14 protein-coding genes are annotated in these 17,968 nt (G+C 71.6%); 13 read left to right on the top strand and 1 reads right to left on the bottom strand.

The features are described from left to right. The first annotated feature begins 14 nt into the window (after positions 1-14). From ACFVT2_RS17135 to ACFVT2_RS17085, 11 genes are all read left to right on the top strand, one after another. Positions 15-470 carry a MarR family winged helix-turn-helix transcriptional regulator gene (locus ACFVT2_RS17135; RefSeq protein ID WP_390018065.1) on the top strand — a complete coding sequence of 152 codons (456 nt, stop codon included), beginning with the start codon at positions 15-17 and terminating at the stop codon, positions 468-470. Beyond that, positions 467-1,507: an ATP-binding cassette domain-containing protein gene (locus tag ACFVT2_RS17130; RefSeq protein ID WP_390018062.1), complete on the top strand. Its 1,041-nt coding sequence runs from the start codon at positions 467-469 to the stop codon at positions 1,505-1,507. Before ACFVT2_RS17135 ends, ACFVT2_RS17130 begins: the two co-directional genes overlap by 4 nt. After that, positions 1,467-2,330, top strand: a complete 864-nt coding sequence (locus ACFVT2_RS17125; protein WP_390018059.1) for an ABC transporter permease — start codon at positions 1,467-1,469, stop codon at positions 2,328-2,330. The genes ACFVT2_RS17130 and ACFVT2_RS17125 overlap by 41 nt, the downstream gene beginning before the upstream one ends. 750 nt (positions 2,331-3,080) lie before the next feature. Beyond that, positions 3,081-3,470 (top strand): cell division protein SepF, encoded by a 390-nt coding sequence (locus tag ACFVT2_RS17120; RefSeq protein WP_390018056.1) that lies wholly within the window; start codon positions 3,081-3,083, stop codon positions 3,468-3,470. Positions 3,471-3,525: 55 nt separating this feature from the next. Continuing rightward, the gene (locus ACFVT2_RS17115) at positions 3,526-4,965 is read left to right on the top strand and encodes a biotin transporter BioY (protein WP_390018053.1); all 1,440 of its coding nucleotides are present in this window, start codon (positions 3,526-3,528) and stop codon (positions 4,963-4,965) included. Continuing rightward, a complete protein-coding gene (locus ACFVT2_RS17110) occupies positions 4,962-5,318 on the top strand; it encodes a nucleotide pyrophosphohydrolase (RefSeq protein WP_390018051.1) in 357 nt (118 codons plus the stop codon). Before ACFVT2_RS17115 ends, ACFVT2_RS17110 begins: the two co-directional genes overlap by 4 nt. A gap of 504 nt (positions 5,319-5,822) precedes the next feature. Further along, positions 5,823-6,278 carry a DUF6099 family protein gene (locus ACFVT2_RS17105; protein ID WP_100602737.1) on the top strand — a complete coding sequence of 152 codons (456 nt, stop codon included), beginning with the start codon at positions 5,823-5,825 and terminating at the stop codon, positions 6,276-6,278. Between the two features lie 560 nt (positions 6,279-6,838). Then, entirely contained in the window at positions 6,839-7,762 is a 924-nt protein-coding gene (locus ACFVT2_RS17100; RefSeq protein ID WP_390018048.1) for an LLM class F420-dependent oxidoreductase, read from the top strand. 498 nt (positions 7,763-8,260) lie between these two features. Further along, entirely contained in the window at positions 8,261-8,722 is a 462-nt protein-coding gene (locus ACFVT2_RS17095) for an SRPBCC family protein (RefSeq protein WP_390018045.1), read from the top strand. 133 nt (positions 8,723-8,855) lie between these two features. Next, positions 8,856-10,625, top strand: coding sequence for a 3' terminal RNA ribose 2'-O-methyltransferase Hen1 (locus ACFVT2_RS17090; protein WP_390018042.1), 1,770 nt, complete (start codon positions 8,856-8,858; stop codon positions 10,623-10,625). Continuing rightward, positions 10,622-13,585: a polynucleotide kinase-phosphatase gene (locus ACFVT2_RS17085; RefSeq protein ID WP_390018039.1), complete on the top strand. Its 2,964-nt coding sequence runs from the start codon at positions 10,622-10,624 to the stop codon at positions 13,583-13,585. Before ACFVT2_RS17090 ends, ACFVT2_RS17085 begins: the two co-directional genes overlap by 4 nt. A 46-nt stretch (positions 13,586-13,631) precedes the next feature. Here ACFVT2_RS17085 and ACFVT2_RS17080 read toward each other — a convergent pair whose 3' ends face one another. Next, a complete protein-coding gene (locus ACFVT2_RS17080) occupies positions 13,632-14,606 on the bottom strand; it encodes a GlxA family transcriptional regulator (RefSeq protein ID WP_390018037.1) in 975 nt (324 codons plus the stop codon). A 95-nt stretch (positions 14,607-14,701) separates the two neighbouring features. Here ACFVT2_RS17080 and ACFVT2_RS17075 point away from each other — a divergent pair, with 95 nt between their 5' ends. Both ACFVT2_RS17075 and ACFVT2_RS17070 read left to right on the top strand, forming a co-directional pair. Further along, entirely contained in the window at positions 14,702-16,333 is a 1,632-nt protein-coding gene (locus ACFVT2_RS17075) for an MFS transporter (protein ID WP_390018035.1), read from the top strand. A 211-nt stretch (positions 16,334-16,544) separates the two neighbouring features. Next, positions 16,545-17,780, top strand: a complete 1,236-nt coding sequence (locus ACFVT2_RS17070; protein ID WP_390018032.1) for an arginine deiminase — start codon at positions 16,545-16,547, stop codon at positions 17,778-17,780. The last annotated feature ends 188 nt before the right edge of the window (positions 17,781-17,968 follow it).

The following is a 17,968-nucleotide window of genomic DNA, read 5'->3' as shown; positions in this document are numbered from 1 at the left end:
GCTAAAGTCGACATATGGCCACAGGGGACCTCCCCGACGAGCTGGCCGACGTACTGGCCGGAATCCAACGGCTGATCCGCCGGCGGCTCCGACGCGGCCTGCCCGCCCCCCGACTGCGCGGCGCACAGGTCGAACTCCTGCGGCTGGTCGCCACCCGGCCCGGCATCCGCGTCTCCGCCGCCGCGAAGGAGCTCTACCTCGCGGGCAACTCGGTCTCCACCCTGGTCAACCAGCTCAGCCGGGCCGGCTACCTACGCCGCCAGACCGACCCCGCCGACCGACGCTCGGCGCAGCTCTTCCCCACCCCGGCGGCCCGGTCGCGGCTGCACGACTGGGAGACCCGCCGCAGCGCCCTCGTCCGCGAACAGGTCACGCGCCTCACCGAGGCCGACCGGACGGCACTGGAGGCCGCCCTTCCGGCGCTGCGCCAGCTCGCCCACAACCTGCACCAGCAGACGGAGGGACCATGACCAGCGACGACTCGGGCCGGACGGCCCCGCGGACCGCCCCCGGAGAACCCCCGGACACCGCAGGGCCCCCGACCGACCACCCGATGGCCCCCGCCCCGGATCGAGCCCTCGCTCCGGATCGGGCCTCGGGTAGCGACGCCCTCACCTGCCACGCCCTCCGCTACGCCTTCGGTGAGACCCGCGCCGTGGACGGAGTGGACCTGGCCGTCCACCCCGGCGAGGTCTTCGGCCTGCTCGGCCCGAACGGCGCGGGCAAGACCACCGCCATCCGCTGCATCACCACCCTCCTGCCCGTCCCCGTGGGCATGGTCCGGGTCTTCGGCCACGACGCGGCGCGGGAGCGGATGGCCGTCCGACGCCTCCTGGGCTATGTGCCGCAGCAACTGTCCGCCGACGCCGGGCTGACCGGCCGGGAGAACGTCGCACTCTTCGCCCGGGTCTTCGACGTCGCCCGACGCGAGCGTGCCGCCCGCGTCACCCAGGCACTGGCCGCCGTCCACCTCACCGATGCCGCCGACCGGCTCGCCAAGACGTACTCCGGCGGCATGATCCGCCGCCTGGAACTCGCCCAGGCACTGGTCAGCGCACCCCGCCTGCTGATGCTCGACGAACCGACGATCGGTCTCGACCCGATCGCCCGCACCAGCGTCTGGGAACACATCAACGCAGTCCGCGCCGCAACCGGAATGACCGTCCTGGTCACCACCCACTACATGGACGAGGCCGAGCAGTACTGCGACCGCGTCGCCCTGATGCACCGCGGCCGGATCCGCGCCCTTGGCACGCCCGGGGAACTCCGCGCGGCCCTGCGCGCCCGCCGCGCCCGCGCCGCGACCGCACCGTCCACCCCCTTCACCTCTCCCCCTCCCTCACCTTCCCCTTCGTCCCCGTCCTTGCCCTCGTCCTTGCCCTCGTCCGACGCGGAGCCGACGCTGGAGGACGTCTTCCGGGACGTCGCCGGCACCGGCCTCGACGAGCAGTCAGGAGACTTCCGCGATGTCCGGAGCACCCGCCGTACCGCAGCCCGAGTCGGTTGAGACCGTCGCCGCCACCCGCGACTTGGACCTCCTACTGGTCCCACCGCGTGCCCGCGCGGGCTGGCGGGTGCTGCCCGCCAGAGTCGTCGCGATGTGCGTGGTCGAGTTGCAGAAACTCCGTCATGACCGCACGGAGCTCTACACCCGCGCCGTCCAACCCGCCCTCTGGCTCGTGGTCTTCGGCGAGACCTTCACCCGTATCAAGGCCATCCCCACTGGTGGCACCCCCTATATCGACTATCTGGCGCCTGGGATCATCGCCCAGTCCGCCATGTTCATCGCGATCTTCTACGGCATCATGATCATCTGGGAGCGGGACGCCGGCATCCTCACCAAGCTGCTGGTCACCCCCACACCACGCTCCGCGCTGATCGCGGGCAAGGCGTTCGCCGCCGGGGTGAAGGCACTGCTCCAGGCCGTGGTGGTGATCGTCATCGCCGCCCTGCTCGGGGTGGCCATGACCTGGAACCCGCTGCGCCTCCTGGGCGTGGCCGTCGCCGTGATCCTCGGCTCCGCCTTCTTCTCTTGTCTGTCGATTTCGATCGCCGGCATCGTGCTGACTCGCGACCGCCTGATGGGCATCGGCCAGGCCATCACCATGCCGCTCTTCTTCGCCTCCAACGCCCTCTATCCCGTTGCCGTCATGCCTGGTTGGCTGCAGACCGTCAGCAAGATCAACCCCCTCAGCTATCAGGTCGACGCCCTCCGCGGACTACTCCTGGGCACCACCTCCCATCTGGCCCTCGACTTCGTCGTGCTCGCCGCCGCGGCGGTCGCCGGTATCGCCATGGCCTCCTCGCTCCTCGGCCGCCTGGCCCGCTGATCCCTCACCCGCCACGCCCCGGCGAACGACCCGCCACGCCGCGCACCCGAGGGTCCGGACCCCGCCCGCACCCACTCTCGAAAGCCACTCTCCGTACTCATGCACCTACCGTAAGAGACCCCACTGACAACGCCCTCGACCAGCGCAAACACCCGAACCTCGCCACCCCGCCCGGTCCTCCCGCCGAGCGGGGGAGCCAGCGGCGGCACGTGCAGGCAACGCGAAGCCTCCCTGCCTCCCTGCCCGGATGGCGGTTTGGGTGAAGTCGGGGGAGGCCGCCGCCCTCTCGTGCCCGCCCTCCTCCTGCCGCCGCATCACCGCACCGCACTTGCTCCCACCTCCAGGGCGCCTCTCGGCCCCGCCGCCCCGCTGCCCCTCCCCGCCGCCGTAGCCGTGACGAACCCCACGCCTGACGCCGCGGCATTGCGCGCCCGCGCGTACGCCGCCCGCCGAGAGCTCACGGGCACTCAGGGATGACTGCGCTGCCCAATGCTGAGCTCCTGTCAGGCACTTGTGCATGACCTGCCTAGGTGGCACGCCCGGCCTCCGTCACAAGAGAGGATGAACAGGCATACAGAAACTCGACCCGGCAGATCTGCCCAGGTGTCCGCACTGGTCAGGGCGATGAGGCAGGATGAGAGAGCTGCGTCACCGCGTGTGTCGCAGTCGGCGACGTTTGTAGGTTTATCTCTAGAATCGTGCGATGCACATACCGCAGAAAGCCAGCGCTCCACTGGGTGAGGTGATTCGGTGAACGGCCCCGATGCCACCGACGAGCAGTGGGAAGGGCTCGCCGAAGTCGTACCGCTACGTGGCGGCAACGAATGGCCCTCCTGGCCCGACCACCGCGCCCTCCCGGACGATGAACCGACGGAGGAGACGCGGCGGTTCATCGTCATCCGCGTCCAGACGTTCGCGGACGCCCGGGAAGTGGCCGAGTACCTCATGGCGCAGCTGCCGGTCCTTCTGGACCTCAGCAGCGCGGACACCGATGTCGCCAAGCGCATCCTGGACTTCGCCAGCGGGGTCGTCTTCGGCCTCGGCAGCGGCATGCACCGCGTGGACACCAATGTGTTCCTCCTGGCGCCGGTCGGGACCGAGGTCGCGGAGCCGGCGACGGGTACCGTCCCCCGTTCGTAGGAAGAGCAGTTGGGCGTAACGGTTCTCCGCGCGGGCGACTGCATAGCGTCCCCGCATGGATACCGACAGCGCACGTCCGGCGGTCACCGAATTACGGCTGTCCGCCTTCAAGTCCCATCGTGGCGTCACCCTGCCGCTCGGCCCGTTGACGCTGCTCAGTGGCGACAGCGGAAGCGGCAAGTCCAGTGTGCTCCAGGCCTACGAGATCCTCGCCCGGCTCGGCAGCGGCGACTCGTTGGAACGGGCCGTGGGGGTGGTGGCGGGCGGAGCCTCCGCCTGTGTACCGGCGAGCGCGCGCCCCGATGACCAGGGGCGGCGCGGCTTCCGCCTCGGCTGTACGGTCGACGGCTCGGTGGGCCCCGTCCACCTCGATCTCGCCGTACAGGCCGAGCCCGAACTCCGCATCGTCGGCGAGCGATTGACGGGCTGTGGCGAGACGCTGCTCACCACCGCCCTCACCGACCCCACCCGCTCCGCCGTCCAGGCGGCCTGGCACACCGCCGGCGCGACCCCGGTGACGCGCGCTCCACTGCCCGACGACCGGCTGGCCACCTCCCTCCTCCCGCTGCGGGTGGCGGGCAAGACGGAGGGGCAGCGCCTTGTCCTGGCCGCCGCGGAACAAGTCGTGGTCGCACTGCGTTCAGCCTTCGTGTGCGATCCGCGGCCGGAGGCCATGCGAGGTCGGGCGCCGGGTGGCGTCGCGGACGACGGTCGTACCGCGGGCGGCGCGTCCGGCGGGGGAGGCGCGGGGCGCGGCACCGGGGCGCGCGGCGGCGGCCGGGCTGGTGGTCCGGGCCGTCCCGGGAAAGGCGGTGCAACCGGCGGTTCCGGCGGACCGACGGCGGCTCCGCGTGGACGCAAAGGTGTGCGGAGCGGAGGCGAGGCCAGCGGTTGGGGCCACGACGACGAGCGCGACGAGGGGCGGCTGCGGTCGTCCTGCGACAACCTCGCCACCGTGCTGGAGCGCACCAGCCGCGAATGCGCCCGGCGGCACGCCATCTTGGTCGCAGCCGTACGGGATGCCTGCTCCGGGCCCGTCGACGGGCTGCGGGCGGTTCCCCGGCAGCCGGACGCAACGATGGCAGCGGACGCCGCAGCCGCCGGGGAAGCCGGCGGCGGTGTGGTGCCGGGCGGACAGGGAGCTCCGGATCCGCAGGCCGTGATGACGGTCCTCGACCGCGGTGCCCTGGGGGAGATGCCCGTCGAGCAGCTCGGCGACGGTGAGCTGCGGTTCCTCGCGCTGGCGCTGGTGCTCCTCACCGGCCCTGGAGTGTTGGCCATGGATCCGGCCGGGGAGATCCCGTCGGCGCTGCAACAGATGACGGTGATGGCGGACGGCATGGACCGTTGCATGGACCGCCGGCAGGCCCGGGAACTGGTGTCGCTGGCCGTACGGATGGCTGACCGCGGACACGTCCGGCTGCTGGGTACGGTGTGGGACCCGTCGGTCGCCGAGGGGCTGCCCGGGGTGCAGGTGCTACACCTAGGGGTATGAGTGAGGATCTTCATGCCCTTCAGCGACGCCTGGCCGACTTCGCGGCCGCCCGGGACTGGCAGCAGTACCACACCCCCAAGAACCTGGCCGCGGCGCTCAGTGTCGAGGCCGCGGAACTGGTTGAGATCTTCCAGTGGTTGACGCCGGAAGAGTCGGCGAAGGTGATGGCCGACCCGAAGGCGGCCGGCCGGGTGGAGGACGAGGTCGCGGACGTCCTGGCGTATCTGCTCCAGTTCTGTCAGGCGCTGGGGATCGACCCGTTGACCGCGCTCGCCGCGAAGATCGAACGCAACGAGACGCGGTTCCCGGCGGTCCGGCAGGCACCGCCGGACCGGCCGCGGGGCGGCGAGTAGTCGCCGGTCGGACGGGGAGCGGGCGTCGAGCGACAGACTGAGGCCGGCGGGGCGGGGCGAGAGCCTCCGCCCCGCTGGCTTTTTCGCGCCGGGTTGCGGCCGGCTCGTGCTGGGGGCCGTGCGCCGGTTCACGCGCCACCGCCGCAGTCATCGTCACCACCGCCGGCACGCGGCGTGCGCCGTGAGACCTGGGTGCCGGGTCGAAAGGCAGGGAGCGCAGTGGCTGGTGTGCCAAAAGAACGTTGAGCGTCGTACGTGGCCCGATTCATGCTGGGTGACGGACGGGAACGGAGGGGCGCACGAGGGCACCCCGAGGGGCGCAAGCGCTGCCGTGACCGCCCCGAATCCGCCCATCGTCACTCTATGGAGTCATGGATCTTTCCACAGCGCCTTGGTTGTCCACAGATTTGCGAATTCCTCTGGCGTTTTTGGCTGTTGGGCCTCACTCTGGGTAGTGGAAGGAGGGCGGGGTGAATGCGCATGACGAAGGAAGGAGGGACACAGATGGACGCGGTGCGGATCATCGCGGCCAGTCGGCGCGGTCTGGCGCAGGCGAACACGGTTCATGACGTGGTCGTCGAGGCGTGGCAGGCGCAAGCCTTGGCGGAGGCGATAGGCAGCCATCTCGCGATATTCGGTCCGTACGAAGTGCGGTCCAGGGCCCGAGGGTTGGGCGACGCGGGCGGGCGGTTCAGCGGGGGACTGCTGTGCTCGACAGCGACCACCGGCGGGCTCCGGGCAGTCCAGTTGACCGAGATACGCGACGTCAAGTCGGCTTTGATCGGCCTGTCTCAACTGCTCCGCGAGGTGTGCGAGGCGCTGGTGGGAGTGGTGATCTCGGCCGAGGAGGAAGGGATGTACTGGACCTGCGTGGAAGCCATGGACACCGCAGACGAATCGAGGGACCACGTCGCCGGAATACTGGAGAAACTGGAGGTGCGCGACCGGCACCTTGCCTGACAGAGGGCGGGCCGCCTCCCGACCTGCCCCCTGCGACCACGGTCGGCCCGGCTGGCACCCCATGCCGGCTGACCACGTGAACCGGCATGCCTGGGCAGAGGCACGCAACCCGCGCCCCTGGCCGGCCATGACCGGAAGCACGACCGCAGGAAGCGCGACCGCCCAAGCCCCTTCGGCTTCTCTCCACCCCCTCCACTTCTCCCCCCTCCACCCCTTCCGTCCCGTCGGTCCTCTTCCTTCTTTCCTTCCACCCGTCCTCGCCGCTTCTCTCTCCTGCTTTCTGCGTCCACCGGTAGCTGGCGCTGACCTCGCCGACATCCCTTGTCGCCGTCATTGCCGCCGTCAGATCCGTTCTCCTCGTTGGTGAGTCCCCGGGTCGGTCAGGTCGCGCAGGCCGGCCGGGAGCCGGGAGCCGGGAGTCCGGAGCGGGATCGCGTACGGAACTGAGGACGCCGCTCATCGCACCACCACGCACACCACACGTGGGCGGGGAGCGGACTCGCCCGGTGCGACGGCAGGCGCTGGCGAGTGTTCCGCCGGGCACCGTGCAGGATGGAGGTATGGACCTACGCATCTTCACCGAGCCCCAGCAGGGGGCTTCCTACGACACTCTTCTGACGGTCGCCAAGGCCACCGAGGACCTCGGGTTCGACGCCTTCTTCCGTTCCGACCACTACCTGCGGATGGGGGACGCCGACGGGCTGCCCGGCCCGACGGACGCCTGGATCACGCTGGCCGGTCTGGCCCGCGAGACCAAGCGGATCCGGCTCGGCACCCTCATGACGGCCGGCACCTTCCGGCTGCCGGGCGTGCTGGCCATCCAGGTTGCCCAGGTGGACCAGATGTCCGGCGGCCGGGTCGAACTCGGCCTGGGCGCCGGGTGGTTCGAGGAGGAGCACAAGGCTTACGGCATCCCGTTCCCCAAGGAGAAGCTCGCGCGGTTGGAGGAACAGCTGGCGATCATCACCGGCCTGTGGGGCACGGAAGTAGGAAAGGAGTTCTCTTACGAGGGGAGCTACTACCAGCTGGAGAAGTCACCCGCGCTGCCCAAGCCCGCTCAGGGCAAGGTGCCGGTGCTGATCGGGGGACACGGCGCGACGCGCACCCCGCGACTGGCGGCGCAGTACGCCGACGAGTTCAACATGCCCTTCGCCTCGCTCGAAGACAGCGAGCGCCAGTTCGGTCGGGTGCGGGCGGCCGCCGAAGCCGCCGGGCGCAAGGGCGACGACCTGGTGTACTCCAACGCCCTGGTCGCCTGTGTCGGCAGGAACGACGCCGAGGTGGCGCGACGGGCCGCGGCCATCGGCCGTGAGGTGCACGAGCTCAAGGCCAACGGCCTGGCGGGCTCGCCTGCGGAGGTCGTGGACAAGCTCGGCCGGTACGCCGCCCTCGGCTCGTCCCGGGTCTATCTCCAGATGCTGGATCTGGATGATCTGGACCACCTGGAGCTGATTTCCGCGGAGGTCCAGTCGCAGTTGGGCTGACGTCAGGTCCGTCGATAGCGGGGGAGGGGCGCTGAGAGGCGCGTGGTGGGGCGCACCGGATGTCTGGGCGTCAGTGTGGGGACGCCCTGCCCGGATCCTCGGGCGCCCTGCCCGGATCCTCGGGCGCCCTGCCCAGATTCTCGGGCGCCCTGCCCAGATTCTCGGGCGCCCTGGGCGACCTGGTTGGCCTGGAGGACCTGGACGACCCCGACGACCCGGAGCGTCGTCTCACTGGTCAGTGGGCCAGGTGGTGTGCGTGGGTGCGGCGTGAGCAGCCGGGCTCGGCCGGCTGCCGCAGGTGCGTCCGGGGCGGCTGCCCCGCACGTCGGCTCGGTCGAGTCGCCGAGCCGGCACCGCGGCACACGAACACCTGCCCTCGCTCATGAGGTGATGCGCGTCACGTGCGAGGGCGTCACGATCTCGGGTGCTGCGGTGTCTACCCGGTGAGTCAGGCACGGCCAGCGTGCCGCGCCTGCCGGCCAGGAGAAGGGACACGGCATGGAAACCGTGACGGTGCGTCGCGTCATAGCGGCGCCGATCGCCGACGTATTCGATTGGTGCGCGACGAGCACCAACTACACCCGTTCCCCGTTCGTCCTCAAGGCGCGATTGGCCCGGCCGGGCGCGGGCGCGCCCTACGGAGTGGGCGCCGTCCGGTTGCACACGTGGCTCATCGGCTGGTTCCGCGAACGGATCACTGCCTACAACGCGCCGCACGACTTCGACTACGTCGTCGACCGCAGTTTCCCACCGGCCCGGCACGAGCTCGGTCGTATGACCTTCACCGAAGTCGCCGAGGGCACCCTGGTCGTCTGGACGACGATCTGCCAGGTCCCTGCTCCCTTCGGCGCGGACGCGATCACCCGGGTGCTCGTCAAACCCCTCCTCGCCCACGTCTTCGGCGCGATCCTCGATGCCGCCGATGCGGCGCTCACGGCGAACCGAGCCCATCGCCCCTGACGCCCCTGCCGGGGAAACCGGCCGCCGGCGAGCACGGCTTCGCCGGGCTGAAGCACCGGCACGCTCCTCACCAAGAGCAGGGCCCGCGGAAAATCGGTGGGGGAACGGCGCCGTACACACCGATACTCAAGGTGTGTTTCTGACCATAACCACCACCGGCACGACCGACCGCCCTGCGACCGACCTCGGGTTCCTGTTGCACAAGCATCCCGACAAGGCGCAGCAGTTCTCGACCTCGTACGGCACCGCGCACGTCCTCTACCCGGAGGCGGACGCGGAACGCTGCACCGCTGCATTGCTGTTGGAGGTCGATCCCGTTGCCCTCGTACGCCGTGGGCAGGGGAAAGGGCGCGGCGGGGCACCGGATTCCACCCTCGCGCAGTACGTGAACGACCGGCCCTACGCGGCGTCGTCATTGCTGGCGGTGGCGCTGCGGAGCGTTTTCGCGAGCGCGATGAAGGGGCAGTGCGCGGCCCGGCCGGAACTGGCCGGGCGGCCGATCCCGCTGCGCATCGAGGTGCCGGTGCTGCCCGCCCGGGGCGGTGCCGCGCTGGTGGAGAAGCTCTTCGGGCCGCTCGGCTGGTCGGTGCTGGCCGAGCCGCTGCCGTTGGACGAGACCTTCCCCGAGTGGGGCGACTCGCGCTACGTACGGCTGGTCCTGGAGGGCGAGTGCGAACTCGCCGCCGCATTGCGGCATTTGTACGTGCTGCTGCCGGTCCTGGACGACGCCAAGCACTACTGGGTGACGCCCGACGAGGTCGACAAGCTGCTGCGCGCCGGCGAGGGCTGGCTGGAGCACCACCCGGAGCAACGGTTGATCGTCGGCCGCTATCTGGCCCGCCGCTGGTCGCTGGCCCGTGAGGCGATGGCGCGGCTGGAACTGGAGCGGCTCGCCGAGACGGACGACGCGGCCGTCGAGGAGATCGACAACGCGGTGGACGAGGAATCCGACACCGAGGAGAAGCCGGTGCCGCTCGCCGTGCGGCGACGGGAGGCCGTCCTCGACGTGCTGCGCACGGCCGGGGCGGCCCGGGTCCTCGATCTGGGCTGCGGGCAGGGGCAGTTGGTCGGCGCGCTGCTCAAGGAAGGGCAGTTCACCGAGATCGTCGGGATGGACGTGTCGATGCGGGCGCTCCACGAGGCCCGGCGCAGACTCCGCCTCGACCGGATCTCCGAGCGGCAGGCGCAGCGCGTACGACTCGTCCAGGGGTCGTTGGCGTACACGGACAGCAGGCTCAAGGGCTACGACGCGGCGGTGCTCAGCGAGGTCGTGGAGCACGTCGATCCGGAGCGGCTGCCGGCACTGGAATACGCGGTCTTCGGAGCGGCCAGGCCCCGGACGGTCGTCGTGACCACGCCCAACGTCGAGTACAACGTGCGCTGGGAATCGTTGCCCGCCGGGCAGGTGCGGCACGCGGACCACCGGTTCGAGTGGACGCGGGAGGAGTTCCGGCGCTGGGCGGGGGAGGTCGCCGCGCGACACGGCTATGAGGTGACGTTCGGCCCGGTGGGGCCGGAGGACCCGGAGGTCGGGGCGCCCACGCAGCTTGCGTGCTTCACGCGTGAGGACGGTGGTGCCCGTGGGGGCCGTGGTTCCCGTGAGGTCGGGGGCACCCGCGCGGACCGTAAGGGCAGCGGTAAGGGGAGCCCGGGTGGCGAGGAAGGCGTAAAAGGAGCAGAAGGCGTAGAAGGTAGTAGAGGTAGTAAAGGTGTGAGCAGGGGAGAAAGCGTCGAGGGTGTGGCGGATGGGAGCCGCATGGGTGGCGTGAGCGATGTAGGGGGCACCGGTGGTGTCCGTAGTGTCCGTGACCGTGACGGCAGTGGTGTCAGTGGCGTCAGCGGTGTCACCGGTGCCAGTGGTGTCGGCGGCGGGTCGGTCGGTGGGAAGGGGGCAGCAGCATGAGTGACGGGAACCGCACGTCGCAGCCGGAAGCACGGCCACAGGCACAGCCGGAGCCGCAGACGCAGTCGCAGGCGCATCCGGGGGCGCAGGCCGAGCGGCAGTCGGCTCGTGCGCCTCGCCCGGTGGCGCGTTCGCTGGCTGTGCCCGATCTGTCGCTGGTGGTGCTGATCGGCGCGACCGGCTCCGGTAAGTCGACCTTCGCCGCCCGGCACTTCAAGCCGACCGAGGTGATCTCGTCGGACTTCTGCCGGGGGCTGGTCAGCGACGACGAGAACGACCAGGCCGCCAGCGGCGATGCCTTCGAGGTGCTGCACTTCATCGTCGGCAAGCGGCTCGCCGCCGGGCGGCTGACGGTGGTGGACGCCACCAATGTGCAGGCCGAGTCGCGCGCTCAGTTGGTGCGGCTGGCACGCGAGCACGATGTCCTGCCGGTGGCGATCGTGCTGGACGTGCCCGAGCACGTCTGCGCCGAGCGGAACGCGGCACGCGCCGACCGGGCCGGGCTGCCGCGCCGCGTCATCCAGCGGCACCAGCGTGAACTGCGCCGTTCGGTGGGGAAGCTGGAGCGCGAGGGCTTCCGTAAGGTGCACCTCCTGCGTGGCGAGCGGGAGATCGAGGCCGCGGAGGTCGTCAGGGAGCGGCGGTTCAACGACCTGCGGCACCTCGCGGGCCCGTTCGACATCGTCGGCGACATTCACGGCTGCCGCTCCGAGCTGGAGACCCTGCTCGGCCGGCTCGGCTACGCGCTCGTCCGGGACAGGCAGGGGCGAGCCGTGGACGCGGTGCACCCCGAGGGCCGTACGGCGGTCTTCGTCGGTGACCTCGTCGACCGGGGGCCGGACAGCCCGGGCGTGCTACGCCTGGTGACGGGAATGGTGGAATCCGGTCACGCACTGTGTGTGTCCGGGAATCATGAGAACAAGCTCGGACGTTATCTCCATGGTCGCGCGGTGCAGCACACGCACGGCCTCGCTGAAACCGTGGAGCAGTTGGAGAAGGAGGACGAGGCATTCCGCGCCGGGGCCGCGGAGTTCATCAGGGGACTGGTCAGTCACTACGTCCTGGACGGGGGTGGATTGGTGGTATGCCATGCCGGGCTGCCGGAGAAGTACCACGGCCGTACGTCGGGCCGGGTGCGGTCCTTCGCGCTGTACGGCGACACCACGGGCGAGACCGACGAGTTCGGCCTGCCCGTGCGCTACCCGTGGGCGGAGGAGTACCGCGGTCGCGCCGCCGTCGTCTACGGCCACACGCCCACCCCGCGTGCCGGCTGGCTCAACAACACCATCTGCCTGGACACCGGTTGTGTCTTCGGCGGGAAGCTGACCGCGCTGCGCTGGCCGGAGCGCGAACTGGTCGACGTACCGGCCGAGCGCGTCTGGTACGAGCCCGCCAAACCGCTGGCCACGGAAGCGCCGGGCGGGGCGGACGGTCGCCCGCTGGATCTCGACGACGTGGCCGGTCGGCGGATCGTGGAGACCCGCCACATGGGTCGCCTCGCCGTGAAGGAGGAGAACACCGCGGCCGCTCTGGAAGTGATGAGCCGCTTCGCGACAGACCCGCGGCTGCTGCCGTACCTTCCGCCGACCATGGCGCCCTGCGCGACCGCCAGGTCGTCGCAGGAGGCGGACGCACGCGACGAAGGTTTCCTGGAGCACCCGCTGGAGGCGTTCGCCGAGTACCGCGCGGCGGGCGTCCGTGAAGTGGTGTGCGAGGAGAAGCACATGGGTTCCCGGGCGGTGGTGCTGGTCTGCCGGGACGATGCGGTGGCCCGCGAGCGGTTCGGGGTGACGGGCGAAGGGGTGTCGGGTGCCCTGTACACCCGCACCGGACGGCCGTTCTTCGACGACCAGGGGACGACGGAGCGGATACTCCGGCGGGTCCGCGACTGTGTGGACCAGGCCGGCCTGTGGGCCGAGCTGGACACCGAATGGCTGCTGCTGGACGCCGAGTTGATGCCGTGGTCCCTCAAGGCGACGGGCCTGTTGCGGACGCAGTACGCGGCGGTCGGCGCGGCGTCCGGGGCGGTGTTCCCCGGCGCGCTCGGCGCGCTGGAGGCGGCGGCCGCCCGTGGGGTCGATGTGGCCGCGCTGCTCGACCGGCAGCGCGGGCGGGCCGCCGATGCCGCGGCGTTCACCGACGCGTACCGGCGGTACTGCTGGCGGGTGGGGGAAGCGGCTCCGGCGGCGGGACCTGCCGGGCTGCCCGGACCTGCCGGGCTGCCGGGAGTCACCGGACAGACGGGAGTCACCGGACAGACGGGAGTCACCGGTCAGGCGGGAGCCGCCGGACCCGCGGGGCTGGCCGGGCAGGCGGGGAGCGCCGGGCTGGCCGGTATCCGGCTCGCGCCTTTCCAGGTGCTCGCCGTTGAGGGGCGCAGCCTGGCCGGCATACCGCACACCGAGCAACTAGCCCTGATCGACCGGCTGATAGCGGCCGAGCAGGCGCTCCCGGCGGGGGCGTGGGAGGGCGCGGCGGCTTGCGCTGCCGGTACGTCCGGGGCACCCGCTGGGCCTGGTGCCACAGTGCCCGCCGTCGACCGAATACGGCTGCTCGCGCCGACCCGGCGGTTGGTCGTCGACACGGAGGACGAGGCATCGGTCGCGGCCGGCGTCGCGTGGTGGCTGGATCTGACCGCCGACGGCGGTGAGGGCATGGTCGTCAAGCCGGTCCGGGCGCTGGTCCGGCAGCCGGACGGCCGGCTCGTCCAGCCGGGCATCAAGTGCCGCGGCCGGGAGTACCTGCGGATCATCTACGGTCCGGAGTACACCCGCCCGGAGAACCTGCGGCGTCTGCGCATCCGCCACCTCGGCCACAAGCGATCGCTGGCCCTGCGCGAGTACGCACTGGGGCTGGAGGCGCTCGACCGGTTGGCGGACGGGGAACCGCTCTGGCGGGTGCACGAAGCGGTCTTCGCGGTGCTCGCGTTGGAGTCGGAACCGGTGGACCCACGGCTGTAACCAGCCACGGCGGGCCCGCCGCGTCCCGGGTGGCGGCGTCGGTGGTTCACGCCACCCGTGCCACCCGTGCGGCCCGGTACGTCCGCCGGTAGTCGACCGGGGGCACGCCGATCGCCCGGGTGAAGTGGCGGCGGAGGTTGGCGGCCGTTCCCAGGCCGGCGATCTCCGCCACCCGGTCCACGGGCAGGTCGGTGCTCTCCAGCAACTCACGGGCGCGGGCGAGCCGTTGGGACTGGAGCCACTGCATCGGCGTGGTCCCGGTCGCGGCGTGGAAGCGCCGGACGAGGGTGCGCGGACTGGTGTGCGCGTACCGCGCGAGGTCGGCGACGGTCAGCGGTTCGCGGAGCCGCTCGGCGGCCCAGTGCAGGACCGGCGCCAGGGAGTCGTCGCGGCGCTGTGGCAGCGGCGTCTCGATGTACTGCGCCTGGCCGCCGGGGCGGTGGGCGGGCGCGACCAACTGCCGGGCGAGGGAGTTGGCGACGCCGGTGCCGAAGTCCTCGCGGATGAGGTGCAGGCAGACGTCGATGGAGGCGGTGGCGCCCGCGCCGGTGAGCACATCGCCGTGGTCGACGTAGAGGACCGACGGGTCCACGGTGACCGTCGGATAGCGCTCGGCGAGCAGGGCCGCGTACATCCAGTGGGTGGCGGCGGTCCGGCCGTCGAGCAGTCCGGTCGCGGCGAGGGTGAAGGCGCCCGAACAGAACGACACCAGGCGCGCGCCGAGTCGGTGGGCCTCGCGCAGCGCCGCGACGAGTTCGGCCGGCGGGTCGCCGTGGACGTCCGCGGACGCCGGCACGATGACCGTGTCGGCGGAGATCAGGTCCTCGACGCCGTGCGGGGTCCGGGTGCTGAACCACGGCCCGGCAAGCGGCGCTTCACCCTCCGTGCCACCGACCACGCACACCCGGAGGTCGTACCAGTCCGGAGGCGGCTGGAGCCGGTCGAAGCCGAAGATGTGGCAGGGGACGGAGAGTTCGAAGAACGGCATGCCGTCGGTGACGGCGATCGCGATCGAGGGCATGGCGCGAGTGTGGCAGAACGCGTGGCAGAAATGTAGCGGGTGGTGGCAGGGCTGCCACTCGTGACGGGGGAGCGCACGGCCGATGCTTGAGCGTCATGACCACTCCTCCTCCGGGAAGCCCGGGGACGGGTGCGCCCACCGGCGCTGCCCCCACTCCCCGCCGACCCGACGACAACGGGCACCCCTGCGCGCCGGCCACCGGCCCGCAGACCCGCACCTCGACGGCCGCCCCGCGGTCGGCCGCCCGCGCCACCGGCCGGCAGGTCGACGCCTCCGCCGATCCCACGGCAGCCCGCGTAGCCCCCGAGCCGCGCGTAGCCCCCGAGTCGAGCGCCGCCTCCAAGCCGAGCGCGGCCTCCGACCCCGGCGAAGCGCCCGACCCCCGTCGCTGGCTGATCCTGGCGATCGCCTCGGCGGCGCAGTTCCTCGCCGTACTCGACCTGATCGCGGTCACCATCGCGTTCCCGGCGATCGGCCAGGACTTCGCACCGGCGCCCGCCTCCGCGCTCTCCTGGGTGCTCAACGGCTACACCGTCGTGCTCGCCGCCCTCCTGGTGCCCGCCGGGCGGCTCGCCGACGAGGCCGGGCGGCGGCGCTGCTTCCTGATCGGCATGGTGCTGTTCGGCCTGGCGTCGGCGGCCTGCGGGGCGGCGCCCACGCTCACCCTGCTCGTCGTGGCGCGCGTGGTGCAGGGCGTGGCCGCCGCCGTGCTGATCCCCACCTCCCTCTCTCTCGCGCTGCCCGCCTTCCCGGCGCGCGAGCGGGCGACCGCGGTCGGCGCGTGGACGGCGGTCAGCGCCGTGGCAGCGAGTTCCGGCCCGGTGATCGGCGGGCTGCTCGCCGCCTCCGACTGGCGACTGATCTTCCTGATCAACGTCCCGGTGGTACTCCTCGCGGTCGGCGCGGGCGTCCGGCTGCTGCCCCGCTCGGCACGGGGGCCGCGGCAGGCGCTCGACCTGCCGGGGACGGCGCTGGTGCTGGTCTGCGTCGGTGCGCTGGTGACCGCGTGCGTCCAGGCCCCCGAGTGGGGGTACGCCGCCCCGGCCACGCTCGCCGTCCTCGCCGCCGGCGTACTGGCCGGAGTGCTGGGCGTGCGCCACGTCCGGCGGGCCGCGCAACCCATCGTGCCTCCGGTGCTCTTCCGCACCCCCGGATTCACCCCGGCCACCCTGGGGCTGCTCGGCTACTTCGTCGCCTACGGGGCGATGATGCTCGCCGCGAGTCTGCTGTTCACCGACGTCTGGCACTACTCGGTACGGACGGCCGGGCTGGCGATGGCGCCCTGGCCGCTGACCGTGCTGGTGGTCTCCGCGGTCTCCGGCCGGATCGTCGGGGCGGTCGGTGGCCGGGTGACGGCGGTGATGGGCGCGCTGAGCTTCGTGGCGGCCGCCCTGTGGTGGATCGTCCTGGCCGGCGACGGGAGCGGGGGCACGCACTACGCGGCGCGGTTCCTGCCCGGGCTGATCCTCGCCGGGATCGGCACCGGGCTGTACCAGCCGGTGATGTTCGCCGCCGCGGGATCGCTGCCCAGTAGCCAACTCTCCCTCGGCTCGGGCGTCCTGATGGTCTCCCGACAGGCCGGTACCGCGCTCGGCGTCGCCGTACTGGTCGCCACCATGGGCGGCCAGCAGCACCCGGAGTTCGGGGCGCTGCGCGGCGGCTGGATCATCGCGGCGGTGACGTCGGCGGGCGCGGTGGCGGCGGCGCTGATCCCACGGCGGCGCTGATCCCATGGTGGCGCTGTCCCTGAGGCGGTGCTGGTGCTGCGGCTTGGCGCCGGCCTTAGGGCGGGGCGAGGAGCGGGGGCGGTAGACGGGGCATGAGGGGAGACGGAGCCACCACCCCAACAACCCCACCCGACACCCCACCACCCCGCCAACATCCCCCGACATCCCTCGACTCCCGACGTCGTGCGCTCCGAGCCGACAAGATGGGGAGATGGGATTCCATGTCGACTCAGAGGCCGGGCGGCTGCGCCGGGTGATCCTGCACCGCCCCGATCTGGAACTGAAGCGGCTCACCCCCTCCAACAAGGACACCTTGCTCTTCGACGACGTGCTGTGGGTACGTCGGGCCCGGGCCGAGCACGACGGGTTCGCGGACGTGCTCCGCGACCGGGGTGTCGAGGTGCACCTCTTCGGGGATCTGCTGGCCGAGAGCCTGCAGATCCCCGAGGCGCGGACGCTGGTCCTGGACCGGGTCTTCGACGAGAAGGAGTACGGGCCGCTGGCGACCGACCACTTGCGGGCGGCGTTCGAGGAACTGCCGGTGCCGGAACTCGTCGAGGCGCTGGTCGGCGGGATGACCAAGCGCGAGTTCCTGGAACGCCACCCCGAACCCACCTCGGTCCGCTTCCACGTGATGGACCTGGACGACTTCCTGTTGGGTCCGCTGCCCAACCACCTCTTCACCCGCGACACCTCCGCCTGGATCTACGACGGGGTGTCGATCAACTCGATGCGGTGGCCCGCCCGGCAGCGCGAGACCGTGCACTACGAAGCCATCTACCACTACCACCCGCTCTTCCGCGACGAGTCCTTCCACGTCTGGTCCGAGGGCCAGGCGGACTACCCCTCGACGATCGAGGGCGGCGACCTGCTGGTGCTGGGAAACGGCGCGGTGCTGATCGGCATGAGCGAGCGGACCACCCCGCAGGCGGTGGAACTCCTGGCCCGCGGGCTGTTCGCGGCGGGTTCCGCGCAGACGATCGTGGCGCTGGACATGCCCAAGCGACGTGCGTTCATGCACCTGGACACCGTGATGACCATGATCGACGGGGACACCTTCACCCAGTACGCGGGTCTGGGCATGCTCCGCTCGTACACCATCGAACCGGGCGCGGGTGCCCAGGACCTCAAGGTCACCGACCATCCGCCGGAGCACATGCACCGGGCCATAGCGGCCTCCCTGGGCCTCTCCGACATCCGGGTGCTCACCGCGACCCAGGACGTGCACTCCGCCGAGCGCGAGCAGTGGGACGACGGCTGCAACGTGCTGGCGGTGGAGCCGGGCGTGGTGGTGGCCTACGAGCGGAACGTCACCACCAACACCTTCCTGCGCAAGCGCGGCATCGAGGTGATCACGATCCCCGGGAGCGAGCTGGGCCGGGGCCGCGGCGGGCCGCGCTGTATGAGCTGCCCGGTGACGAGGGATGCCGTGCCGGGGGTGGCTTGAGAGGGGGCGTGGCTTGAGAGGGGGCGTGGTCTGAGAGGGGAGTGGTCTGAGGCGGGCGTGGTCTGAGAGGGAGCGTGGCCTGAGGAGGGTGTGGGCCGCGGCGGGCGCGGGTCGAGCCGGGATGGGCCAGGCCGAGCTGGTGGGACGTTCCGGGCCGAGCCGGTGGGACGTTCCGGGTGGGCGGGTAC

The sequence above is a fragment of the Streptomyces sp. NPDC058000 genome (assembly GCF_042886435.1).
Taxonomy (GTDB): domain Bacteria; phylum Actinomycetota; class Actinomycetes; order Streptomycetales; family Streptomycetaceae; genus Streptomyces.
This window is presented reverse-complemented; position numbering and strand designations above follow the sequence as displayed.